Here is a 24,811-nt window from a genome sequence, read left to right as displayed (position 1 = left end):
GCAAGATGGGGTATACATATAAACATATCGTTAAAATGAAGATTTTGTAAAAAACAATTTTGATGATAAATCTTCCTGTTTTATCATATCTATACATGGAGGTTCGAAATATGAAAGAAGCAAAAGTAAGTGTAATTGGTGCTGGGCTTGCAGGAAGTGAAGCTGCTTGGCAATTAGCTAAAAGAGGAATAAAAGTTGATTTGTACGAAATGCGTCCGGTTAAGCAAACGCCTGCACACCATACCGATAAATTCGCTGAACTTGTTTGTTCCAATTCACTTCGGGCAAATACGTTAACAAATGCTGTAGGTGTTTTAAAAGAAGAGATGCGAACATTGGATTCCGTTATTATTTCCGCAGCAGATACTTGTGCTGTTCCTGCTGGTGGTGCATTAGCCGTCGATCGTCACGAATTTGCTGACCTTGTAACGGAGAGGGTGAAAAATCACCCAAATGTGACCGTGTTCCATGAAGAAGTGACAGAGATTCCTGAGGGTCCAACCGTCATAGCTACGGGTCCATTGACTAGCCAATCTTTATCGGATAGCTTGAAGCAAATTATGGATGAAGAATATTTATATTTCTATGATGCTGCAGCTCCAATTCTTGAAAAAGAAAGCATCAATATGGATAAAGTCTATTTAAAGTCCCGCTATGATAAAGGGGAGGCTGCTTACTTGAACTGTCCGATGACCGAAGAAGAATTCGATCGGTTTTATGAAGCGCTGATTTCTGCAGAAACTGTGCCACTTAAGGAATTTGAAAAAGAAATCTTCTTCGAAGGGTGCATGCCAATAGAAGTAATGGCATCTCGTGGGAAAAAGACGATGCTATTCGGACCGTTGAAGCCGGTTGGATTGGAAGATCCAAAAACGGGTAAACGACCATTTGCTGTCGTTCAACTTCGTCAAGATGATGCAGCTGGAACCCTTTATAACATTGTTGGTTTTCAGACACATTTAAAATGGGGACCTCAAAAAGAGGTACTTCAGCTGATTCCAGGATTAGAGAATGCTGAAATTGTCCGTTATGGAGTGATGCACCGCAATACATTCATCAACTCTCCGAATGTGTTAAAGCCGACCTATCAATTCAAAAACCGGGAAGATTTATTCTTTGCCGGCCAGATGACGGGTGTGGAAGGGTATGTGGAGTCTGCCGCATCAGGACTGGTCGCCGGAATTAATGCAGCAAGACTGGTTCAAGGGATGGAACCAATCGTTTTCCCTGCTGAAACGACAATGGGGAGCATGGCAAGGTATATTACGTCCACTAACGGGAAGAGCTTCCAGCCGATGAATGCGAATTTTGGTCTCCTCCCAGATTTAGAAATCAGAATCAAGTCGAAAAAGGAACGAAATGAGGCACATGCAAATCGCGCTTTAGACACAATTCAGAACTTTGTGAAAAGTTTGTAAAATCATTTGCCTGCTGTTTTAAAGTATGATACTATTTATAAGCCTTTGCGAGGTGTTTCTATGATCAATCAAAATAAGGCGTTATCTTCCTTCATTGAATATCTACAAATAGAAAAAAATAGTTCACACTACACGATTGAAAATTACAAGCGGGATATTCACGAATTTTTCTTATTCCTGAACGAACAACGGATTACCGATGTCGCGTCAGTCGAATATATGGATGTCCGGCTATATTTGACGAATTTATATGAGAAACAACTTTCAAAGAGGACTGTAGCAAGAAAAACATCTTGTTTGCGTAGTTTTTATAAATTTCTAATGAGGGAAGGGGAAGTCAAGGATAATCCTTTTTCCCTTGCATCTTTACCCAAAAAGGAACAGAGATTGCCTCGCTTTCTGTATGAGGAAGAAGTCAATCAGTTGTTTTCTTCTTTAAAGAAAGATACCCCAATTGAAATCAGAAACGTTGCATTACTGGAATTACTGTATGCTACTGGCATTCGCGTAAGTGAGTGCTGTGAAATCAAAGTACAGGATATCGATCTCTCGCTTGGAACCGTACTGATCCATGGAAAAGGGAAGAAAGATCGGTATGTCCCGGTTGGCAGTTATGCTCAGGAAGCGATAGATTTATACATACGTACAGCCAGGATGGAAATGACATCGTCTGACGCTAAGGCGCATGCTTATTTATTTGTTAACTTTCGCGGAGAACCCCTTACACCTAGGGGGGTCCGTTATATATTAAATGAATTGATTAAAAAGTCGGCCGCTGATGGAAATCTGCATCCCCATATGTTGAGGCATTCATTTGCCACTCACCTTTTAAATAACGGAGCAGATATACGTACGGTTCAGGAACTGCTTGGACATTCAAAAATTTCATCTACGCAAGTGTATACGCATGTAACAAAGGACCAATTAAAAAAAGTCTACAATGCATCACATCCGCGGGCATAAAAGTTGAAAGGGGACACTTTATGACAACGATATTTGCAGTGCATCATAAAGGAGAATGTGCCATGTCCGGTGATGGGCAGGTTACTTTAGGGAATTCAGTAGTGATGAAGCATACGGCAAGAAAAGTGAGGAAAATCTTTAACGGGAATGTCCTGGCAGGTTTTGCAGGTTCTGTTGCAGACGCATTCACTCTTTTCGAAATGTTTGAAGCCAAGCTTGAGGAATACAATGGGAATCTTCAACGTGCAGCCGTCGAAATGGCGAAGCAATGGCGGAGTGATAATGTGCTTAGAAAGCTGGAAGCAATGTTAATTGTCATGAATAAACAAGATTTGCTTCTCGTTTCCGGTACTGGAGAAGTAATTGAACCTGACGACGGGATTCTAGCCATAGGATCTGGTGGAAATTATGCTCTAGCTGCAGGCAGGGCTTTAAAGCGTTTTTCTAGTGAAAACCTATCGGCAAGGGAAATAGCCCAATCATCTTTACAAATTGCAGCGGAAATTTGTGTATTTACAAATACGAATATAATCGTGGAAGAGTTGTAAGGAGGAGCGCACAATGTCAAAGAAAACTAATTTAACACCGAGGCAAATCGTAGAGAAACTGGATCAATATATTGTAGGACAGAGTGAAGCAAAACGTGCAGTAGCGGTAGCATTGCGTAATCGATATCGTCGTTCTTTACTCTCAGAACAACTTCGTGATGAAGTCGTTCCGAAAAACATATTAATGATTGGACCGACTGGTGTTGGGAAAACAGAAATTGCTCGGAGAATGGCTAAATTGGTTGGTGCTCCTTTTGTGAAAGTGGAAGCAACGAAATTTACGGAAGTCGGTTATGTCGGCCGTGATGTAGAATCCATGGTGCGTGATTTAGTGGAGACTTCCGTCCGCCTCGTGAAGGAAGAAAAGATGGTTAGTGTCAGAGAACGGGCAGAGGAAAATGCCAATCGCCGTTTAATTGATTTATTAGTGCCATCTAATAAAAAACAGAGCAATTTCAAAAACCCTCTCGAAGCATTTTTCGGAGGGGGAACGAATCAAGCTGAACAGGATTCGAGTGACAACTCAGAAGATTTAAGCCTTCAGCAAAAAAGAAAGCTTGTGGCCAATCAGCTGGCTAAAGGCGAGTTAGAGAATGAAATGATTACAGTTGAGGTGGAAGAACAGGCCGCATCCATGTTTGATATGCTACAAGGTTCGGGAATGGAACAAATGGGGATGAATATGCAGGATGCCTTGGGAAGCTTGATGCCCAAGAAAAATAAAAAGCGTAAATTGAAAGTAAGCGAAGCACGAGTTGTCTTGACCAATGAGGAAGCGGCAAAATTAATCGACATGGATGAAGTAACATCGGATGCTGTATACGGTGCAGAGCAAAATGGGATAATATTCATCGATGAAATTGATAAGATCGCTAGCAAACAGTCGGGAAGTTCTTCAGCGGACGTTTCAAGAGAAGGTGTACAACGGGATATCCTTCCAATTGTTGAAGGGTCTACAGTTGTAACAAAATACGGATCCGTTAAAACCGATCATGTACTCTTCATTGCAGCAGGGGCTTTCCATACGGCTAAACCCTCGGATCTTATTCCTGAGCTGCAGGGCCGTTTTCCAATCCGTGTGGAATTAAACAAATTGACCGTCGAAGACTTTGTGAAAATTTTACACGAGCCGGATAATGCCCTGTTAAAGCAATATGTAGCTTTATTAGAAACAGAAGGTATAGAAATTGAATTTTCTGACGAAGCTGTAAGTAAGATAGCAGAAGTGGCTTTCGAGGTTAATCAAAACACAGATAATATTGGGGCAAGGCGCCTTCATACAATCCTGGAGCGTCTTCTAGAGGACTTATCTTTCGAAGCTCCTGACATTACGATGGAGAAGATTACAATCACTCCTCAATATGTCGAAGATAAGCTGGGCTCGATTGCCCGTAATAAAGACTTAAGCCAGTTTATCCTTTAGAATGAACCAGCGGCAATATTCATTGCCTAAGCAAATTACATCACATTACGGAAATACAACTTCATAGTCAATTGTGAACCATGGTATTTTTAGGAGGAACAAGTCAGATGAACTTATTAGCAAAAACAAGAAAAATTAATGCAATGCTCCAAAAAGCAGCAGGAAAAGCAGTTAATTTCAAAGAAATGGCAGAAAGTTTAAGTGAAGTAATTGAAGCGAATGTATTCGTCGTTAGCCGTCGCGGAAAATTACTTGGAATCGCAGTAAGCCAACAAATCGAAAATGAACGTATGTATAAAATGTTAGAAGATAAGCAATTCCCTGAAGTGTATACAAAGAATCTATTCAACATCCAAGAAACATCTTCTAACCTCGATATTGAAAGCGAATATACAGCTTTCCCAATTGAGAATAAAGAGTTGTTTTCAAATGGCCTAACTACCATCGTTCCTATCATGGGTGGGGGAGACCGTTTAGGAACATTGATTCTTGCTCGATTACAAGATAAGTTCCATGATGACGACTTAATCTTGGCGGAGTATGGAGCCACTGTTGTTGGAATGGAAATCCTTCGTGAGAAATCAGAAGAGATTGAAGAAGAGGCACGTAGTAAAGCAGTCGTTCAAATGGCTATATCTTCCCTTTCTTACAGTGAATTAGAAGCTATTGAACATATCTTCGAAGAACTTAAAGGGAACGAAGGATTACTTGTTGCATCAAAGATTGCAGACCGGGTTGGTATCACTCGTTCAGTAATCGTGAATGCACTTAGAAAACTTGAAAGCGCCGGCGTTATTGAGTCACGTTCATTAGGGATGAAAGGTACGTACATCAAAGTATTGAACGATAAATTCCTTAACGAGTTAGAAAAACTTAAAAATAACTAAAATTCAGCTCTAGATATAAAGCTGATAGTACCAAAGGAAAGGGTTCGGGAATTTAATTCCCGAATCCTTTTTTTATCTTTAAATGTAGATGGAGAAAATTAGCATCTCGGTTTCTAGCAACCTAATATGGCACGATCTCTTAGTGGGTGAGAGATCGTGCCTTTTTGGGGTTAGGTACGAAATATAATCGTATATATATTAAATTGCACTTATTTAATATATCCTTCATCAGGTAAAACTAAGGTAGTAGTTATAAGAACATGTAGGAGGTTCAATTTATAATGAAGTTTTCCATTATAGGGTAATTGGAATCAAATTCTAATAGGCAGTATGAGGATAAAGAATCGTTTATCCAAAATACAGTATAATTTTCCTTATAAAGGGTAATTATACTGTAATAGCTATCTGAATAGACAGTCCCCTATGGTCAATAAAAGATTGTTTTCGTTAATTTTAAGAATACTTTATATCTGAGGCATTTATTAATCGGAATTTCCGGGAAGTTTAATATGAGGAAAAAAGTCGAATGCTTTAATAGTTTTATATTCTTTCAAAAAAATTAGGAAGTCAGTATTTGTAAAAAATCTGATTTTTTACACGTTAATTCACCCTTTACTGAAGCAGTATGTAGATTACCATTAAACTATTACCAATATATACCTGATGGTTTCTATACTATTTAGTTCTAAAGTATCAGGTATATTGGTTTGTGATTCTGTATGATAAATAAGTATTTAAAGATAAAAAATGGATAAAATCATAAAATAATGTAATATGACGTCACAATTGACTAGAAATTTAAATAAAAAAGCTATAAATTTGAGCAATTTGTGACATTTTTCGACTATAATAGGTCTAAAGTCTATATATTGATTATAGACATCGTTCTTGCATTTCTTTAAAATTAAGGATATTAACATAATGGATTTATTTATCACATAAGTTATTATTTGCTTGGATAGAAAGAGGTGAGCGATAAAATGGAATTATTTTCAAATACTTTTCAATCACTGGAAAACGCTCTGAATTTTTCTAGTACGAAACAAAAGGTCATTTCGCAAAATATTGCTAATTCCGATACGCCGAATTATAAGGCGAAAGATGTTTCTAATACAAAGTCCTTTCAAACAGAACTTGATATGGCCATTCAATCATATCGTACCGATGACAGGCACTTTACCTTTAAATCAAACGGTAAAGCGACTTCTTCCATTGTTACACAGAACAATGTGAATTATAACAGTAACGGGAACAGTGTGGATGTCGATAAAGAAATGACGGACCTGGCTACAAATCAAATTTATTATAATGCTGTAACGGATAGGCTTTCAGGTAAATTTCAATCTTTGGAATCTGTGATTAGGGGTGGGAAGTAATGGGGATTTATCAGAGTATTAATACGACAGGCTCGGCCTTGACTGCCCAACGGCTTCGGATGGATGTGATTTCTGCCAATATGGCCAATGCCGATACGACTAGAGCTGAATTTGATGCGGAGACGGGACAATGGAAACCTTATTCTAGAAAATCGGTTGTTCTGCAAAATAAGGAAGCAAGTTTTGCAAGTTTTCTAGACGCAGCAACAGGAAAAACGAACGGAACGGGTACAGGTGTAAAAGTATCAGGGATTGTAAAAGATGAAACACCATTTGAACTGGATTACAATCCAGATCATCCAGATGCAAATGAAGATGGATATGTAGAGATGCCAAACGTGGATCCACTGAGAGAAATGGTCGACTTAATGAGCGTCACTAGATCGTATGAAGCCAATGTCACTGTTTTGAACGCGTCAAAGGGAATGATGATGAAGGCATTAGAAATCGGTAAATAATTTTTGATGGGAGCGTGTGCATTATGGAGGGGATTTCTCTTTCGAGCATAAGCAATGTAGATAAAGCATGGAAAAGTAAACAGACTAACACAAGTACACCATACGAAGCGCAACAAGATTTTGCGTCCGTATTAAAAGAAACTATGAATAAAGTTAACGAAGCCCAGGTATCATCGGACAGCCTTACAGCTAAGTTAGCTAACGGAGAAGACGTAGAACTCCATAATGTGATGATTGCTTCACAAAAGGCGAGCATTACGATGCAGGCTACGTTAGAAGTTCGGAATAAAGTGGTCGAAGCCTACCAGGAAATGATGAGAATGAGCATTTAACATTCATTTTAAAGACCTCATATAAAGAGAGAAAAAATGGCTTGGGGGGAAAATGCCTCCTCTCATAAATTCATAGAATGACCGGGGGATTTAAATGAATGATGCACTAGTGAACTTTAAAAATAAAATAACTGGTTACTGGAGTACAAGAAGTAGAAAGCAAAAGATGATAATGATTGGTTCAACGGCATTAGTCATCATCATCATCATGGTTGCCTCATTTTTCGCAACCCGAACGACATTGGTTCCGTTATATTCCAATCTGAAACCATCCGAAACGGGAAGCATAAAAGAAAATTTAGACAGTCAAGGAATAAAAAACGAGATTGCGGATAACGGTACAACCATCAAAGTACCACAAGAAAGTGTTGATACACTCAAAGTCGAGCTTGCGGCTGAGGGTATACCGGAGTCTGGTAGCATCGATTATTCATTCTTTAGCCAGGGTGCTGGATTGGGAATGACCGAAAATGAGTTTAATGTAATTAAATTGGATACGATGCAAACAGAATTATCCAATTTAATAAAGAAAATTGATGGGGTCGAGGACGCTAGCGTCATGATTACGCTACCTGATAAAGGAGTCTTTGTCAGCGAATCCGCCGGTGAAGCTTCAGCATCGATAGTATTGAATACGAAATCGGGCTATAAATTCGAGGAGAGCCAAGTCAATTCCCTATATCATCTTGTTTCGAAAAGTGTTCCCAACCTTCCTACGGATAATATCGTCATTATGAATCAAGATTTTGAGTACTATGACCTTAAAAGTGAAAATTCGTCGTTCAGTTCTGCTTTTCAATCTCAAAATGAGATAAAAAAAGAAATAGAACGAGATATACAAAGACAAGTGCAAAATATGCTTGGAACAATAATGGGTCGGGATAAAGTGGCCGTTTCCGTTACGACCGACGTTGATTTTACTCAAGAAAATCGGGAAGAGAACCTTGTGGAGCCGGTGGATGAGGAAAATATGGCTGGTATTGAAATTTCAGCCCAAAGAATCAACGAATCCTATAGCGGGGACGCGGCTGGAAATGGGGGAATTCCCCAAAGCGAGGACTCTGCTGATTCATTGGGTTCTAGTTACGTAGAAGGTACGACAGGTTCAGGTGATTATGAAAAATCAGATGAAACAATAAATAGTGAAGTGAACCGAATCAAGAAAGAAATCGTTGAAAGTCCATATAAAGTCAAGGATTTAGGCATTCAAGTCATGGTGGAACCACCTACCGCTGATGATCCGAATTCATTATCTCAACAGAGTGTGGATGATATCACACAAATCCTAAGCACGATTATCCGAACGACGATTGATAAGAAAGCGGTAGGGGAAGAGCTGACAGATGATGAATTAAATCAGAAGATTGCCATTTCAGTACAACCGTTTAATGGAAAAATGAAGATTTCGGAAGAGGAGAATGCTTCCTCACTACCGATATGGGTTTATATTGTTGGTGGCGTCCTATTGTTAGTCATTATCATTCTATTAGTCTTATTCTTCCGTTCAAGACGTCAACGGGATGTGGAAGAGGAGTATTACGAGGAAGTGAAAGAAGAAGCCCAATTCGAAGTTCCTGATCTAAATAAAGAGACGGAAACGGAGGCCTCTTTAAAAAGGAAACAGCTTGAAAAATTGGCTAAAGAAAAGCCGGATGAATTCGCAAAATTATTAAGAAGCTGGATAGCAGAAGATTAGGAGGCCATTCAAGTGACAGATCGAAAGAAAAAGGCGGGATTAACAGGAAAACAAAAAGCGGCGATCCTCCTAATTTCCTTAGGCCCGGATGTTTCTGCATCCGTATATAAGCATCTTTCAGAAGAAGAAATCGAGAGGTTGACTCTGGAAATTTCAGGAGTTAGAAGTGTGGACTCGCACGATAAGGAAGAGATTTTAGAGGAATTCCATAACATCGCTTTAGCACAGGATTATATTTCACAAGGTGGGATAGGATACGCAAAGCAGGTTTTGGAAAAGGCGTTAGGTACCGATCAAGCTGCGGCCATCATTAACCGTTTAACTTCATCCCTGCAAGTTCGGCCTTTCGACTTTGCACGTAAAGCAGATCCAGGACAAATATTGAACTTTATTCAAAACGAGCACCCTCAGACGATTGCCCTGATTTTATCTTATTTAGATCCGACACAGGCCGGACAAATTTTATCAGAATTGCCTCAAGAAGTGCAGGCAGACATTGCAAGAAGGATTGCTTTGATGGATAGCACTTCGCCAGAGATTATTAATGAAGTGGAACAGATATTAGAAAGAAAACTTTCTGCAACCGTTACCCAGGACTATACACAAACCGGCGGCGTTGAAGCTGTGGTAGATGTCTTGAATGGAGTCGATCGCTCCACGGAACGAACCATTTTGGATGCTCTTGAAATTCAAGACCCTGAACTTGCAGAAGAAATCAAGAAGCGGATGTTTGTCTTTGAAGATATCGTGACCCTTGATGGTAGAGCCATTCAACGTGTGGTTCGGGAATCGGATAATGAAGATCTTAAACTTGCACTTAAAGTGGCAAGTGAGGAAGTGAAAGACATTGTATTCCGCAATATGTCCAAACGGATGGTCGAAACCTTTGAAGAAGAAATGGAATATATGGGACCTGTTCGTTTACGTGATGTAGAAGAAGCACAATCAAGAATTGTTGCTGTCATTCGCCGCCTTGAAGAAACTGGTGAAATTGTAATCGCCCGTGGCGGAGGGGATGATATTATTGTCTAGAATTATTAAATCTCATCAGGCGAAGGAAGATGAAAGTAACAAATTCACGATTAAAATCCGGCAATTTGATGTCCAGGTAACAGAAAATGATGAGGGGCAAGTCACCAATCACTTCCCACCTAATGAATTTCTTAATCAAACCATACAAGAAGCGGATGCCATATTAATAGAAGCAAAACAGCAAGCCGAAACGATTGTCGAAGAAATTCAACAAGCAAAGGATTATTGGGAGCAAGAGGAAAAAAGAATATACATTGAACAAGCACAAAAAGAAGGATACCAACAGGGCATTGAGGATGGAATTCAAAAGGGCTATAACGAGATGGCCGGGGACATCGCTTTTGCGAAAGAAGTGGTGGAGGCATCAAAAGTTGATTATCAGCAACATCTTGAATCCTCTGAATCAGTCATTCTAGATATAGCATTGAACGTAGCCAAAAAAATCATCGGACAGCAATTGGAGGCTAAGGAAGAAACATTCTTATCCCTCGTTAAGGGAGCGATTAAAGAAGCAAGGGAATACCGGGAAGTTCAGTTGCACATTCATCCGTCCAGATACCAATCGATTCTTTCTCACAAGGATGAAATGATTGCGATTTTTCCAAAAGAAGCGGAATTATATATTTATCCTGATGATGAATTGGATGAAAGCAGCTGTATCATAGAGTCGGAGAATGGAAGAATTGATGCAAGTGTCGATAGTCAACTACTAGAAATTAAGGCAAAACTATCCGAATTGTTGGAAGGGGAGTAAAGATGAAAGCGAGAGACCTCATACCCTATATTGATGAAGTCGATACATTTAAACACTATGGCCGAGTCAAGCGTGTCGTAGGGTTGATGATTGAATCTCAAGGCCCTGAAAGCTCGGTTGGAGACGTTTGCTATATTTATACCGGTATTCAAAAAAAGAAAAAACCGATATTGGCTGAAGTCGTCGGTTTCCGCGATGAAATGGTTATTCTCATGCCATTTACAGCTGTGAGTGATATTTCACCAGGGTGCATCGTCGAAGGAAGTGGGCGCAGCCTTGAAATAAAAGTGGGAAGCGGATTGATTGGCCAGGTTGTCGATCCTCTAGGTTTTCCCATCGATCATTCCCTCCTTCCGAAGGGACTAGCTACAGTACCAGTCGATCAAGATCCTCCCAATCCTATGGAAAGACCACCGATTGATGAACCGATTGATGTTGGTGTCAGGGTGATAGATAGTCTACTAACAGTCGGAAAAGGGCAACGTGTTGGGATTTTCGCCGGGAGTGGAGTAGGGAAAAGTACATTGCTAGGCATGGTGGCCAGGAATACGACAGCTGACTTAAATGTTATTGGACTTGTTGGGGAACGTGGTCGGGAGGTTCGGGAGTTCATTGAAAAGGATCTTGGTCCAGAGGGATTGGCTCGTTCCATTGTGGTGGTGGCAACTTCCGATCAGCCAGCATTGATGCGGATTAAAGGAGCAATGACAGCAACAGCAATTGCAGAATACTTTCGGGACAAGGGCCTGAATGTAATGTTGATGATGGATTCAGTCACAAGGGTGGCGATGGCCCAAAGGGAAATCGGACTAGCTGTCGGTGAGCCACCTACGACAAAAGGGTATACACCATCGGTATTCGCCATTCTTCCAAGACTTTTAGAAAGAACGGGAACAAATCAACTGGGATCTATCACAGCCTTTTATACAGTTCTTGTTGATGGAGACGATATGAATGAACCAATTGCCGATGCAGTCAGGGGAATATTGGATGGGCATTTCATCTTAGACCGTAATTTGGCTAACAAGGGTCAGTATCCTGCGCTTAACGTTTTAAAGAGCATCAGCCGAGTCATGAATAACATCGTTGGAGAAAGACACAAAAAGTCGGCAGAAGAACTTCGTGCAAACTTATCGACTTATATGGATTCGGAAGATTTGATTAATATAGGAGCTTATAAAAGGGGATCTTCGAAGGAAATAGATAATTCCATAAAACGCTACCCGGAAATCATTTCATTTTTAAAGCAGGGCACTCATGAAAAGGCGCCTAAAGATATAAGTATAGGAAACCTTGTAGATTTGATGGAAAGAGGTGAGTAGCTATGATTTATCAATATAAGTTCGAAAAGATCCTTACCATAAAAGAAAAAGAAAAAAGAGATGCACTATCTAAATATAATACAGCGCTGAAAAAGTTTGAAGAAGTGGCTGGAAAACTATATAAGTTCTTGAAGAAAAAAGAGGACTTACTGGCATTCCAAGAGGAAAGGTTGAGAAATGGTTTGTCCATTCAAGAAATTCGCCATCACCAGCTGTTTATGGACAATCTTGAAAAGCTCATAAGTCTTAGCCAGGAGGAAGTCATAGAAGCTCGTTATAAAATGAATGTCCTGCAAGAAGTATTAATGGAAAGAAATATTGAAGTGAAGAAGTACGAGAAAATGAAAGAAAACGATTTTCATAAATTCTTGGATATCATCAAGGAAGATGAGAATAGACAAATGGATGAAATATCTATCAGGCAATTCTTAAGTAAAGGGCGTTAGGTGATAGAATGCGTAAAAAAGAAGAACCAACTGGATTGGATGAATTGGAAGAAAGTAAAATAAGTAAATTTCAATGGTTTCTTGTCATCTTTATCCCTTTGATTTTTGCGGTGACTGTTGCATTGATCGTTTTTACTGTAGCCGGTGTGAATGTCATGGAAAAGGCTAAGGAGCTATCAGGGAAAATCCCCTTAACTGAACTATTTGAAAAAGATGATGAAAAAGTAAAACCTGCGCAAGAGATTGGTAAGGATTCAAAAAGACTGGCTAGACTAGAGACTGAAATTAAAGACAAGGAAAAAGAGATAAAGAAACTTGAAAGCATCATTGACACCCGTGATCAGGCGGTCGAAAAGGCTGAGGCAGAAAAACAGCAACTACAAACTCAATTGAATCAGCTTAAGGAAAGCCAGGATGGGAGTAAACGGGCATTCAAGGACATCATACGCACATATGAAACGATGGCTCCTAAAAAATCAGCGCCAATCATTACGGAGATGAACGATGAAGATGCCGTGAAAATCTTGGCAAGTATGAAAGCTGATACATTAGCGAAAGTCTTGGAGCAGATGACTACTGCAGATGCTGCTAGATTAACGAAGAAACTAACAGAGCAAAGTACGTAAGGCGCATGAAAGGAGGTGATTTCAAACGTGAATTCGGTCATTAATTCAATGCTACCTTTGGCATCAGTGATTTCAAAAGTACAACCCAACCAGAGCCAAGGATCAAATGCCCAGTTTGGATCCGCCCTTCAATCCGCATTGACTGTAGAGAAGGAACCGGACAAGGCGTTGGATGCAGAATCTATCACTCTTTCCGAGGAAAAACTCACAACACTAAAGGATTTGGTGAATTTCTTGAAACAATCCAGCTTAAGTGATCTTGAAGGGGGAGTAGCAGCTGAGGACTTGTTAATAAACGATTCGTCAGGTTCGGGAGAGTTACTTTTACAGCTACTGCAAAGCCTTAACGGTGATGACAAGACTAGTCTAGAGAGATTTTTTACAAGTATCGAAGAACTTGATTTAGATAGTGATCAGGAAGAGATGGCACTCGACTCTCAATGTCTTCTCGGTGCTAATGTCATGGAACTATATACAATCCTTAAACAGGTTGCATCGTTGAGTGAAGAAGAATGGAAACAGCTCCCAATAGACGGAACGGCAAACCTTTTAAAGCTGGTGAAAGTTCAGGAACTTCTATCAGAGAAAAAAGATATGACACAAGATGAAGCTTCCATCCAGAAGCAAATGAAGAACGTGCTTGAAGGAATAACCGGAAAGCTTGAAAAATGGGTGTCAAATGAGCAACAGAAAAAAAGTGGAGATCTTGATTTTTCAGTTCTAGTGGATAAAGGGCAGAATAAATCTCTCGAAACGGTGAGGAATGCATTCTCTCGGATGGTAGGGGCTGATAAAGAAGGAAACAAGCATAGTCTGAGTTTGCCAATCCAAATTTTAAAACCGGATCAGCTTAATTTCACTCTAACAAAAAATGAACAGACTGGACCCCCTGTTCTAAATGGAGAAGAAAGCAGTTCAGATTTTGCCCCCTTTAATCAACTGGGGAAAAATATCAAAAATGGACAACTGGCGACAACGGGATTAAATACGGAGGAAAGTGCTAACGGAGAAACAGTCTTCCTAAACAAATTGGGCAAAAATATTAAAAGCGAACAGGCAGGCCTCACGCCATTAAATAAAGAGGAAAGCATCCATTTAAATACTAGTGTCCCTGTTCAAACAACCAAAGTAGAGCAGCTGGTTCTGACAGCTTCCAAAGGTGGACAGACCGTTAGTCAAGAGGAATTCGTCAAGCGATTTGAATCCATCTTGAACAAATCAAATTTCTCAGGAACGAATGGCGTCAATAAGCTGTTAATCAGACTGAATCCTGAACACCTAGGCTCGCTGAGGATTGAATTGATTCAAAAAGATGGCATGATGACAGCAAGGATCTTGGCTACCACAGCACATGCAAAGGATATGTTGGAGAACCAAGTTCAAGGATTAAAGCAAGCCTTTAATGGGCAGAACATTCAAATCGAAAAAATCGAAATTGCACAAGCTTTCAATTCTTTCAATGCAGAGAAATTTAGCCAGAAAGATGCTGAGCAACACAGCAGACAACACCAAGAAAGCAAGCAGGAAAGTAACGAAGAATCAGAAAGTGAATTTACCAGTTCGTTTGCTGAAGCCCTGTTAAATCTAGAAGTGTAGGTGAAGAAATGACGTCGATTGATACATCACTCATGTTATCAAACTATCAAACCGAAACAAGAAAAACGGGGGATGCATTAGGAAAAGATGATTTCTTGAAGCTATTGCTTACCCAGTTACAAAATCAAGACCCTTCAAGCCCGATGGACAACTCGGAGTTCATAGCCCAAATGGCGACATTTTCATCTTTAGAACAGATGATGAATATCGGAACCAAAATGGACGAGTTGCTTGCGGCCAATCAACAGACTAGCTTGATGAATTATAATTCCTTCGTTGGTAAGGAAGTGACCTGGCATAAACTCGATGAGAGCGATGAGAACCTTGCAATTGAAGAAGGTACGGGCGTCGTGGATTCTATTCAATTTAAAGGGGACAAAGTTTATTTCCTTCTAGAAGATGGAACTAAACTAGAGCCGGCAAATATTTCAGCCTTGAAGCAGACGGGAACAGGTTCAAATACTCTGACTACGGCAAGTGAACTGATTGGAAAAAGTGTCACCTGGAATGATAAGAAAAACGGTGAGCAGTCGGCCATCGTGTCTTCCGTATCGATGAGTAATGGTAAGTTGCAAATCGAAGTGAATGATAAAGCAGGCACAAAATTATCAAGAGAGCAATTGATAAAAATAGCTGGCGCTTAAGGAGCGGAAAGATGAATAAACTAGATTTTCAAACTAATTCCGCTCAAGCGATGCCACTGCTGAAAAAACCATTGAGACAAAAGCAAACGGTCCAGCAAGGATTTCAACAGCATTTTCAAACAGCAGTAACGGCCGTTGAGAAACTGACAATCAGTAAACATGCCCAAATGCGGATGAATCAAAGAAAAATAGAAATAAACCCGCAAATGTGGAATCGAATTGCCGATAAAGCAAATGAGGCCAAAAAAATGGGGGTGACCGAGTCACTCATCATCATTGAAAATGCGGCGCTCGTAGTCAGCACGAAAAATAACAAAGTCGTCACTGTCATGGACCGAGATGAAGCATCATCTCAAATTTTCACGAATATCAATGGAACCATATTACTGGATTAATGGGCCGGCCCTAATATAGGAAGCCTAGACTGTGGAATGACAGAAACAGTCGCTAATATGAAAGGGGAACGTTTAATATGCTTCGTTCAATGTACTCAGGGATCAGTGGGTTGAAAAACTTACAAACAAAATTGGATGTCATCGGGAATAATGTGGCTAATGTAAATACGTATGGTTTTAAGAAAAGCCGGGTTACTTTCAGTGATACGATGAACCAAACAATATCAGGGGCAAGTGCTGCAACGGAAAATAGAGGAGGGACCAATGCCAAACAAGTCGGTTTAGGGTCTACCATCGCGACGATAGATACGATTCATAGTCAATCTAGCTTGCAAACTACCGGCCGCGACCTTGACTTGGCTATTTCCGGTGATGGTTATTTCGTCGTAAAACAAGGTGACGCCCTATCGTATACACGTGCCGGGAACTTCTATTTGGATGATAACGGTACTCTAGTAAACTCGAATGGGTTAAAGGTACAAGCATATCAAGTTGATGCTAAGGGGTCGGTTTCAAATAAACTGGATGATGTGTCAATTAATGTGAATGCCGTCCTTCCAGCTGTCTCAACCACTACTGTCGGTTTTACGGAAAATTTAGCATCCAACGCGATAGTGGGTTCCGTTTTTAGCCAGCAGATTCAGATTGTAGATCAAGCAGGGAAACCGCAGTCAGCAACCATATACTTCAAAAAACTTTCTGAAGACAAATGGGGAGTATATGCAAATAACGAGCCAAAACCATCAGAAGTAAGCACGACTGGTGATATTAAAATTACTAAAACAGATGCTTATACGGGACTAGAAAATGCTAAATGGAACTTAAACTATAAACCAGATGCGAATGGTGACTATGAATTAACCATTGGAGATAAAAAGATTCAGATGAAGCTGAATGAATCAACAAAAAAATTACAAGCTGTCAAATCAGCTGATCGAACTTTATTAAAAGGTTTAGAAATTGATCTATCCTCAGTTGTGAAACAAGCTAGTGCTACAATAAATGTTGAAGATAATACTTCAACATTTAAAATTAAAATAGAGGACGCATCGGGATATACTGGAAGTGAAAATCTCCCCTTGAAAGTTACATGGGATGTTACAGCAGGTAAATATAAACTTGTAGGTGCTGATGATGCAACTATAGCGACATTTGATAATGATGGAATAAAAGAAGTTACAGTTAATGGTGGGAAAATCAAAGTCAGTGTATCAGGATACAAAGCTTTAACTAAACCAATAGATCCAGCTACAACAGTAACAGCGCCAGCTACAGTGACTGATGAACAGTTAGAAGAGTATAAAAACAAATTAGAGAGTTATGAGGACTACGTTTCATACTATGCAAATATTGAAGTTATTCCAAAGTCCCCTCTGAACCCGAAAGCGCCTGCAACAACAACAGGTATCGGTTCTATCAATATAACGGCAGCAACACAACCAGATACGACATTGAATTTCGTGGATGGAAAAATCCCATATAGTAAATCATCGGTTGACATGTCGCTTAAAGTTCCAACGGGACTTGCTGATGATGAAGATACAAAAATTGACGAAAGTCTTCAGGTTCTAAAAGGAATAAAATTTGATTTTTCTAAATTGACGCAGGTGGATGGAACTACTACCGCACTTGTCAATCCTGATGGTAATACTGAAGGGAAACTAGAAAGTTTTAATTTTGGTGCATCGGGTGAAATCAATGGTGTCTACTCAAACGGGGAAATCGTGACATTAGGGCAAATGGCCATCGCCAAGTTCTCAAACGCTTCTGGTTTAACCAAAACTGGCGGTAGCACATTCCAGGAATCGATTAACTCAGGAACGGCGAACATCGGTGTAGCTGGGGATGGCCGCGGAACACTTGCATCCGGGTCATTGGAAATGTCCAACGTCGATTTATCCGAAGAGTTCACGGAGATGATTGTTGCTCAGCGTGGGTTCCAGTCGAATTCGCGGATCATCACGACGTCTGATGAAATTCTGCAAGAACTGGTTAACTTAAAACGATAGGTTAAGGGAGGGAGGAGCCAGGTGCTGATTTGCTCTGGCTCCTACATATTATTATTAAAGTGACAAGGCTGAATGGCAAAAGATTTCATATAAATGCATTGTACATAGATACGGTCGAATCCTTGCCGGATACGACCATTACTTTTACAAATGGCAAGAAGATTGTCGTGCTTGAGAAAGAAGAGGATTTGATTCAGGCTATCATTCAATTTTACCGTTCCGTTAACGTTCTTGGATTTCAAAAAGATGGGGAGGGAAGCGTATGAAAAAAAAGCTATTGACGATTATATTGATTATGCTAGTGGCGATAACCTTGGTTGGCGTCATAGCAGTAGTGGTTGTTACGAAGTTATCTGACCCCACATCGGCAGAGGACAAGCCAAGTATAGATGAAATCGTTAAATCTTCTGTAGAAATTCCGGAGATTACGACGAATCTAGCGGGCAATGATTATATTAAAATATCATTTATGGTCCAGACAGATAGTAAAAAGGCTAAAGAAGAACTGGAAAAAAGGAATTTTCAAGTGAAAAATATCATTATAACCGAGCTTTCCGAAATGAAGGCAACAGATTTGACAGGTAAAAAGGGCAAGGAAAAACTTCAGAATACATTACAGACTAAAATTAATGAATTAATGGAAGAAGGAAAAGTTGAAAAGGTTTATATAACCTCCTCGATCCTTCAATAAGAACATCCTGACTTCATTAAATAAGAAGGGGAAGTTTTGGAGGTGAATGCTAATGTCCGGGGAAATATTATCGCAAAATGAAATTGATGCACTACTATCAGCGATTTCTACAGGAGAAATGGATGCAGACGATTTAAAGAAAGAAGAAATAGAAAAAAGGGTGAAAGTGTACGACTTCAAGAGAGCGCTCCGGTTCTCGAAAGACCAAATCAGGAGTTTGACACGCATCCATGACAATTTCGCAAGGTTATTGACAACCTACTTTTCAGCGCAGCTAAGAACCTATGTTCAAATTTCGGTCGCTTCCGCTGACCAAATCCCTTATGAAGAATTTATACGGTCCATCCCAAAAATGACGATTTTGAATGTATTCGAGGTCCCACCCTTGGATGGTCGCATCATACTGGAGGTCAACCCGAATATTGCGTATTCCATGATGGACCGGGTGTTGGGCGGCAGGGGCGTCAGTGCAAATAAAGTTGACAGTCTAACGGAAATCGAAACGAAAATCATGTCAAACCTCTTTGAGAAGGCTTTTGAAAATTTACAGGAAGCCTGGGAGACAATTGTCGAAATCGAACCGGTGATGACGGAATTCGAAGTGAATCCGCAGTTCTTACAGCTAGTTTCACCCAATGACACAGTGGTGGTCATTTCGTTGAATACCCAGATTGGTGAAACAAGTGGAATGATCAATATATGTATACCGCACGTCGTATTAGAACCAATCATACCAAAGTTATCTGCTCATTACTGGATGGAAACGTCCCAAAAAGAAAGACTGCCTGAGGAAATCAAGGTCTTGGAAACGCGTATCAGGAATTCAGACCTCCCGATTATATCTGAGCTTGGAACCACTGATATTACCATACAGGATTTTCTGCTTCTTGATGTAGGTGATGTTATCGATTTAAATCAGGCAATCGATCAACCTTTATTAATTAAAGTTGGAGGAATTCCAAAATATAGTGGGCAGCCAGGCAAAGTAGGTAAAAAACATGCCATCCAGATTCTTGATATTTTGAAAGGGGGAGACGAAGATGGTAAGTGACGAAATGCTTTCACAAGACGAAATAGATGCCCTTTTAAAAGGTACAGATGATACAGATGAAACAGATGAAGGGGTAAGCTCGCTTCCCATTGCTGATTATTTATCAGCAATGGAACTGGATGCACTCGGTGAAATCGGGAATATCTCTTTCGGAAGCTCAGCAACTGCATTATCTACCTTATTGAACCAAAAGGTGGATATCACGACTCCGACTGTTACCATCATTGAAAAGGGTAAGATAGCAGAGGAGTTTCCACAGCCATATGTGGCCATCCAAGTAAGGTATACGGAGGGTTTTTCCGGTATCAATATGCTTGTTATCAAGCAAAGTGATGCAGCCATCATCGCCGATTTGATGTTGGGTGGTGATGGATTAAGTCCTTCGGATATGCTAGGTGAAATCCAATTAAGCGCGGTCCAGGAAGCAATGAATCAAATGATGGGGTCCGCCGCTACGTCAATGTCGACCATTTTCAGCAAAAAGGTTGATATTTCTCCACCTAGCATAGATTTACTCAATTTTTTGAACGGCGAAGGCGAGGACGCCATCCCGAACGAAGATCTATTTGCAAAAATTTCGTTCCGGTTGCGCGTCGGTGATTTAATTGATTCCAGCATCATGCAGTTATTGCCTTTAGAGTTCGCTAAGGGATTGGTCGATGAACTATTGAATGGTACCGGAGATAGTGAACCTGCCGAAATTCCAAAGGAAATGGAACAGGTGGCCAAAAATCAGCCACAGAGCATTCCGACACAAGCGACTGTTCAATCACAGATGCCGATTACGAACCAATCAGCCCATGATCCATATGCACAAATGCCTTATCAGGCACAACAACAGACTTATCAAATGCCCAATGAACCTCAGCATTTTGGTTCACCAAGTGCATCCAATGGAAAGCCTGTAAATATCCAACCAGCTAGTTTCACAAGTTTTCAGCCTTATCAACTTCAAGAATCGGAAACGAAGAACCTAAGCATGCTGATGGACATTCCTCTTCAAGTAACGGTAGAGCTTGGCAGGACAAAGCGTTCGGTCAAGGAAATCCTGGAGTTATCATCCGGTTCTATCATTGAATTGGATAAACTGGCTGGGGAACCTGTTGATATTCTTGTAAACAGCCGGTTAATCGCAAAAGGTGAAGTTGTTGTCATTGATGAAAACTTTGGAGTTCGAGTTACTGATATTATGAGTCAGACCGACCGATTAAAAAAAATTAGATAAAATTTGGGGGAAGAAACAAAATGGCAAATAGAATATTAATTGTAGACGATGCAGCATTTATGAGAATGATGATCAAGGACATCCTTTCTAAAAATGGCTTTGAGATTGTCGGAGAAGCGGCAGATGGAGCCCAAGCAGTTGAGAAATATAAAGAAACGCACCCGGATCTTGTAACGATGGATATAACGATGCCTGAAATGGATGGAATTACCGCATTAAAGGAAATTAAAAAGGTAAATCCTCAAGCCAAGGTCATCATGTGCTCTGCAATGGGCCAACAAGCGATGGTCATTGATGCCATTCAAGCGGGAGCCAAAGATTTCATTGTAAAACCGTTCCAAGCGGATCGCGTATTGGAAGCCATAAATAAAGCACTAAGCTAACTAAGAGGGTGTCTTCATATTGTTTGCTTTAAAAAAATGGCTTCAAGTTTCATTAGCGCTAGTCATTGTGTTTTGCGGGGCCATTCAGGCCCATGCACAAGATCAGGATGACACAGTAAAGAATTTTTTTGAGCCAGGAAATTCAAAAACGGATAAAACCGATAAATCAAAAGAATCTCTTTCTACCAATTCCCAATCTACCGATGAAGCAACGAATCCTGAAAAAGTAGGAATTACTGGATGGGAGTTCCTCAGGATGATTCTTGCGACCATTTTTGTGGTCGTGCTGCTTTATATAGTTTTAAGATTTGTAGGAAAGAAAAGCAAAACGTATCAAAAAGCCAATTCGGTTGAGAATCTGGGAGGCACGAGTCTCGGGGCAAACCGATCCGTACAGCTTGTAAAAGTCGGAGGAAGGATTCTAGTCGTAGGGGTTGGTGAAAACATCCAACTTTTAAAGGAAATAGATGATCCAAAAGAATATGAACAGCTGATAGAAGATTACAATGGGAAAATAGACCAGATGATCCAGCCAAGAGATCTTGTGGAAAAAATGAAAGGCAAATGGCTGAAAAAGGATGAAAATGAGACTAATAGTTTTTCCTCGGAGTTCAAAAATCAGCTCGAGAAAATGTCTAAAAGCAGGAAGAAGCTGTTAAAAGAACTTGATAGGAAAGGAAGAGACAAAGAATGAATGAGTTCATGGAGTTCTTTAACAACAGTGATCCCACTAGCGTCTCTACTTCCGTCAAGTTAGTTCTTTTGCTAACCGTTTTATCTCTTGCTCCGAGCATATTGATTTTAATGACGTGTTTTACGAGGATCATCATCGTACTCAGTTTTGTGAGGACTTCGCTGGCGACGCAACAGATGCCGCCGAACCAGGTACTGGTCGGCTTGGCTCTTTTCATGACTTTTTTCATCATGGCTCCCACTTTCCAGGAAGTGAATGAGAAGGCATTGACTCCTTTATTTAATGAAGAAATTGATTTGGAAGAGGCGTATGAGCAAGCAGCGATTCCTTTTAAGGAATTTATGAGCGCTCATACGAGACAGAAAGACCTGGCCTTATTTCTTGACTATGCCCAGGTAGAACAGCCAAAAACGATACAGGATATCCCCTTGACTGCCTTTGTTCCAGCATTTGCAATCAGTGAAATTAAAACGGCCTTTCAAATCGGATTCATGATTTTCATTCCATTTTTAGTGATAGATATGGTCATTGCCAGCGTCCTGATGTCAATGGGGATGATGATGTTACCGCCGGTCATGATTTCCCTCCCATTCAAGATCCTTCTCTTCATTCTTGTTGATGGTTGGTATTTAGTAGTGAAGTCGTTATTACAGAGTTTTTAAGCAGGTGAGAAAAGATGAGTGCAGATTATGTGATTGATGTAGCAGAAAAAGGGATTTATATGGTGTTGATTATTGCGGGTCCGTTGATGTTGATAGCTCTTGTGGTCGGGTTATTAGTAAGTATCTTTCAGGCGACCACTCAGATTCAGGAGCAGACATTGGCCTTCGTTCCGAAAATTGTGGCTGTTTTATTGGCGCTTATTTTATTGGCCCCATGGATGCTCAGTCATCTATTATCATACGCCAATGATATATTCGGTAATTTGAATCGATTTGTAGGTTAGGGCATGGAGGAAATATTCCCTTACTTTCCTGCTTTTTTATTAATAGTAGTCAGGGTTACCACCTTTTTCGTGGCCATGCCGATTTTTTCGTATCGATCAATTCCGATACAGCACAGAATCGGGTTAGGGGTTTTCCTGGCTTGGATCATGTACTATACCATCGATGCCCCGGTTCTGGATTTGGATGTGACTTTTTATTTATTGATCATGAAGGAAGCACTTGTAGGACTTTTCATTGGGTTTGCTGCTTATATGATCTTGTCTGCGGTCCAAATTGCCGGTGGGTTAATCGATTTTCAACTGGGCTTTTCGATAGCAAATGTCATCGATCCACAAACAGGAGCACAAAGTCCCTTGATGGGACAATATTTATACACGATAGCCCTATTGTTTCTATTAAGCACCAATGGTCATCATTTACTACTGGATGGAATCTTTTATAGCTATCAATTTATCCCGATTGACCAATTGTTCGTCCCGTTCGGCGACCAAACAATAATTGAGTACTTGGCCAAGGCGTTTAGTAAAGCATTTATGATTGCCTTTCAAATGGCAATCCCAGTAGTGGGGAGCATATTTTTAGTGGATGTCACGCTTGGTATCCTAGCAAGGACCGTTCCTCAACTAAATGTTTTTGTTGTCGGCATCCCTGTGAAAATCATCGTGGGTTTAGCGATTGTCATCATAGTCATGGGAATGATGATGACGGTTGTGTCACAGTTATTTAACTTCATGCTCCTGACGATGCGTCAGTTAATGCAGCTGATCGGGGGCTTATGACAATGGAATGGATACAACTGGATTTACAGTTTTTCGCCGGTGAAAAAACGGAAAAGGCAACCCCAAAAAAACGTCAGGATTCAAAGAAAAAAGGGCAAGTTGCCAAAAGCCAGGATGTCAACACCTCAGTTAATTTAATAACTGTATTCTCAGTGTTGCTGTTGATGGGACCCTATATGTACAATCATTTACTCTCCCTTATGAAGAAATACCTACAGAACTTCACGATGGCTGATTTCAGTGAAGAGGGGATGCAAGTCATTTTGCTCGAAATTCTTGTAGAGATGGGACTTGTTCTGGGTCCTGTTTTTCTGGCAGCAGTGGTAGCAGGGATTTTGGCCAATGTGATGCAAATCGGTTTTATGTTTTCTACGGAATCAATTCAGTTCAAGCTCGAAAAGCTGGACCCCATTAAAGGGTTTAAACGAATTTTTTCCATGAGGGCAATTGTTGAATTATTGAAATCCATTCTTAAAATATCATTTGTTGGTTTTGTTGCTTTTTATGTACTTTGGAACCGTATGGAAGAGATCATGATTTTATCACAGATATCTGTGGCAGATGCAATGGCAACATTGGCGGATATTACGATTAAAGTAGGGTATTATGCTGCCGTGGCTTTATTGTTCATTGCACTATTGGACTATATGTATCAAAAATATGACTTTGAAAAAAACATCCGCATGTCTAAGCAAGATATTAAGGATGAATATAAAAATTCTGAAGGCGACCCGCTCATTAAATCTAAGATCAGGCAAAAGCAACGTCAGATGGCTGCCCAGAGAATGATGCAGGAAGTGCCGAATGCGGACGTTGTCATTACAAACCCCACGCATTTTGCCATTGCTCTAAAATATGATGAAAATGAAGCGGAAGCTCCCTTTGTCGTGGCGAAGGGTGTGGATTTTGTTGCTCAGAAGATTAAATATATCGCAAAAGAAAATGATGTCGTCATGGTGGAAAATCGGCCTTTGGCAAGATCGTTATATGATCAAGCCGAAGTGGGACAAGCGATACCGGAAGAGTTTTTTAAGGCAGTCGCTGAAATACTGGCCTTTGTATATAAAACGAAAGGCAAGCTTTAAAAGGTAGGTTGTTACCTGTTAGTTAGGAGAG

At 40.3% G+C, this 24,811-nt stretch carries 28 protein-coding genes and 1 pseudogene; all 29 read left to right on the top strand.

Translation table 11 applies throughout. The annotated features are described in order from the left end of the window. Positions 1–95 precede the first annotated feature (95 nt). The 29 genes and pseudogenes from trmFO to flhB all read left to right on the top strand — a co-directional run bounded on the left by trmFO (position 96) and on the right by flhB (position 24,780). Positions 96–1,418, top strand: coding sequence for an FADH(2)-oxidizing methylenetetrahydrofolate--tRNA-(uracil(54)-C(5))-methyltransferase TrmFO (trmFO, locus tag ACIQXR_RS11705; protein ID WP_402868313.1), 1,323 nt, complete (start codon positions 96–98; stop codon positions 1,416–1,418). A gap of 60 nt (positions 1,419–1,478) precedes the next feature. Then, positions 1,479–2,381, top strand: coding sequence for a tyrosine recombinase XerC (gene xerC / locus ACIQXR_RS11700; protein WP_402868315.1), 903 nt, complete (start codon positions 1,479–1,481; stop codon positions 2,379–2,381). Between the two features lie 20 nt (positions 2,382–2,401). Beyond that, positions 2,402–2,929, top strand: a complete 528-nt coding sequence (hslV, locus tag ACIQXR_RS11695) for an HslVU peptidase proteolytic subunit (RefSeq protein ID WP_402868317.1) — start codon at positions 2,402–2,404, stop codon at positions 2,927–2,929. A gap of 13 nt (positions 2,930–2,942) precedes the next feature. After that, positions 2,943–4,352, top strand: a complete 1,410-nt coding sequence (gene hslU, locus ACIQXR_RS11690) for an ATP-dependent protease ATPase subunit HslU (RefSeq protein ID WP_402868319.1) — start codon at positions 2,943–2,945, stop codon at positions 4,350–4,352. Between the two features lie 107 nt (positions 4,353–4,459). Next, positions 4,460–5,239 carry a GTP-sensing pleiotropic transcriptional regulator CodY gene (gene codY / locus ACIQXR_RS11685; RefSeq protein WP_402868321.1) on the top strand — a complete coding sequence of 260 codons (780 nt, stop codon included), beginning with the start codon at positions 4,460–4,462 and terminating at the stop codon, positions 5,237–5,239. A gap of 980 nt (positions 5,240–6,219) precedes the next feature. After that, on the top strand, positions 6,220–6,615 hold the full coding sequence (gene flgB, locus ACIQXR_RS11680; protein ID WP_402868323.1) for a flagellar basal body rod protein FlgB: 396 nt from the start codon (positions 6,220–6,222) through the stop codon (positions 6,613–6,615). Further along, positions 6,615–7,073 (top strand): flagellar basal body rod protein FlgC, encoded by a 459-nt coding sequence (flgC, locus tag ACIQXR_RS11675; protein WP_402868324.1) that lies wholly within the window; start codon positions 6,615–6,617, stop codon positions 7,071–7,073. Before flgB ends, flgC begins: the two co-directional genes overlap by 1 nt. A 23-nt stretch (positions 7,074–7,096) precedes the next feature. Beyond that, positions 7,097–7,405, top strand: a complete 309-nt coding sequence (gene fliE, locus ACIQXR_RS11670; protein WP_402868326.1) for a flagellar hook-basal body complex protein FliE — start codon at positions 7,097–7,099, stop codon at positions 7,403–7,405. A 94-nt stretch (positions 7,406–7,499) separates the two neighbouring features. Continuing rightward, positions 7,500–9,101: a flagellar basal-body MS-ring/collar protein FliF gene (fliF, locus tag ACIQXR_RS11665; protein ID WP_402868327.1), complete on the top strand. Its 1,602-nt coding sequence runs from the start codon at positions 7,500–7,502 to the stop codon at positions 9,099–9,101. Between the two features lie 12 nt (positions 9,102–9,113). Beyond that, positions 9,114–10,133, top strand: a complete 1,020-nt coding sequence (gene fliG, locus ACIQXR_RS11660; protein WP_402868329.1) for a flagellar motor switch protein FliG — start codon at positions 9,114–9,116, stop codon at positions 10,131–10,133. After that, on the top strand, positions 10,126–10,887 hold the full coding sequence (gene fliH, locus ACIQXR_RS11655; RefSeq protein WP_402868330.1) for a flagellar assembly protein FliH: 762 nt from the start codon (positions 10,126–10,128) through the stop codon (positions 10,885–10,887). The genes fliG and fliH overlap by 8 nt, the downstream gene beginning before the upstream one ends. A 2-nt stretch (positions 10,888–10,889) precedes the next feature. Continuing rightward, positions 10,890–12,209, top strand: coding sequence for a flagellar protein export ATPase FliI (gene fliI / locus ACIQXR_RS11650; RefSeq protein WP_402868332.1), 1,320 nt, complete (start codon positions 10,890–10,892; stop codon positions 12,207–12,209). A gap of 2 nt (positions 12,210–12,211) precedes the next feature. Then, on the top strand, positions 12,212–12,655 hold the full coding sequence (gene fliJ, locus ACIQXR_RS11645; protein ID WP_402868333.1) for a flagellar export protein FliJ: 444 nt from the start codon (positions 12,212–12,214) through the stop codon (positions 12,653–12,655). An 8-nt stretch (positions 12,656–12,663) separates the two neighbouring features. Next, positions 12,664–13,281 carry a MotE family protein gene (locus tag ACIQXR_RS11640; protein ID WP_402868335.1) on the top strand — a complete coding sequence of 206 codons (618 nt, stop codon included), beginning with the start codon at positions 12,664–12,666 and terminating at the stop codon, positions 13,279–13,281. A 27-nt stretch (positions 13,282–13,308) separates the two neighbouring features. Continuing rightward, positions 13,309–14,877: a flagellar hook-length control protein FliK gene (locus tag ACIQXR_RS11635; RefSeq protein WP_402868336.1), complete on the top strand. Its 1,569-nt coding sequence runs from the start codon at positions 13,309–13,311 to the stop codon at positions 14,875–14,877. Between the two features lie 8 nt (positions 14,878–14,885). Beyond that, complete coding sequence (gene flgD, locus ACIQXR_RS11630) at positions 14,886–15,521, top strand: flagellar hook assembly protein FlgD (protein ID WP_402868338.1); 636 nt, start codon at positions 14,886–14,888, stop codon at positions 15,519–15,521. Between the two features lie 11 nt (positions 15,522–15,532). Further along, complete coding sequence (locus ACIQXR_RS11625) at positions 15,533–15,916, top strand: TIGR02530 family flagellar biosynthesis protein (RefSeq protein WP_402868340.1); 384 nt, start codon at positions 15,533–15,535, stop codon at positions 15,914–15,916. Positions 15,917–15,993: 77 nt separating this feature from the next. Further along, positions 15,994–16,056 (top strand): annotated as a pseudogene (locus tag ACIQXR_RS11620) (hypothetical protein); the annotation flags it as partial. Next, positions 16,057–17,925 carry a flagellar hook protein FlgE gene (locus ACIQXR_RS11615; RefSeq protein WP_402868572.1) on the top strand — a complete coding sequence of 623 codons (1,869 nt, stop codon included), beginning with the start codon at positions 16,057–16,059 and terminating at the stop codon, positions 17,923–17,925. A 50-nt stretch (positions 17,926–17,975) separates the two neighbouring features. Then, positions 17,976–18,191, top strand: coding sequence for a flagellar FlbD family protein (locus tag ACIQXR_RS11610; RefSeq protein ID WP_402868573.1), 216 nt, complete (start codon positions 17,976–17,978; stop codon positions 18,189–18,191). Continuing rightward, positions 18,188–18,616 carry a flagellar basal body-associated protein FliL gene (fliL, locus tag ACIQXR_RS11605; RefSeq protein ID WP_402868342.1) on the top strand — a complete coding sequence of 143 codons (429 nt, stop codon included), beginning with the start codon at positions 18,188–18,190 and terminating at the stop codon, positions 18,614–18,616. Before ACIQXR_RS11610 ends, fliL begins: the two co-directional genes overlap by 4 nt. Before the next feature lie 52 nt (positions 18,617–18,668). Next, a complete protein-coding gene (fliM, locus tag ACIQXR_RS11600) occupies positions 18,669–19,667 on the top strand; it encodes a flagellar motor switch protein FliM (protein WP_402868343.1) in 999 nt (332 codons plus the stop codon). Then, positions 19,657–20,892 (top strand): flagellar motor switch phosphatase FliY, encoded by a 1,236-nt coding sequence (gene fliY, locus ACIQXR_RS11595; protein WP_402868345.1) that lies wholly within the window; start codon positions 19,657–19,659, stop codon positions 20,890–20,892. Before fliM ends, fliY begins: the two co-directional genes overlap by 11 nt. A gap of 20 nt (positions 20,893–20,912) precedes the next feature. Further along, positions 20,913–21,275, top strand: coding sequence for a chemotaxis protein CheY (cheY, locus tag ACIQXR_RS11590; protein ID WP_063231856.1), 363 nt, complete (start codon positions 20,913–20,915; stop codon positions 21,273–21,275). Between the two features lie 19 nt (positions 21,276–21,294). After that, positions 21,295–21,969, top strand: a complete 675-nt coding sequence (locus tag ACIQXR_RS11585; RefSeq protein ID WP_402868347.1) for a flagellar biosynthetic protein FliO — start codon at positions 21,295–21,297, stop codon at positions 21,967–21,969. Next, positions 21,966–22,631 (top strand): flagellar type III secretion system pore protein FliP, encoded by a 666-nt coding sequence (gene fliP / locus ACIQXR_RS11580; RefSeq protein WP_402868349.1) that lies wholly within the window; start codon positions 21,966–21,968, stop codon positions 22,629–22,631. The genes ACIQXR_RS11585 and fliP overlap by 4 nt, the downstream gene beginning before the upstream one ends. Positions 22,632–22,645: 14 nt before the next feature. Next, positions 22,646–22,915: a flagellar biosynthesis protein FliQ gene (fliQ, locus tag ACIQXR_RS11575; RefSeq protein WP_402868351.1), complete on the top strand. Its 270-nt coding sequence runs from the start codon at positions 22,646–22,648 to the stop codon at positions 22,913–22,915. Positions 22,916–22,918: 3 nt separating this feature from the next. After that, positions 22,919–23,695, top strand: coding sequence for a flagellar biosynthetic protein FliR (fliR, locus tag ACIQXR_RS11570; protein WP_402868354.1), 777 nt, complete (start codon positions 22,919–22,921; stop codon positions 23,693–23,695). 2 nt (positions 23,696–23,697) lie between these two features. Then, positions 23,698–24,780: a flagellar biosynthesis protein FlhB gene (flhB, locus tag ACIQXR_RS11565; RefSeq protein WP_402868355.1), complete on the top strand. Its 1,083-nt coding sequence runs from the start codon at positions 23,698–23,700 to the stop codon at positions 24,778–24,780. Positions 24,781–24,811 lie beyond the last annotated feature (31 nt).

Origin of the sequence: Peribacillus sp. NPDC097224 (genome assembly GCF_044761985.1) — a bacterium.
Lineage (GTDB): Bacteria > Bacillota > Bacilli > Bacillales > DSM-1321 > Peribacillus.
This window is presented reverse-complemented; position numbering and strand designations above follow the sequence as displayed.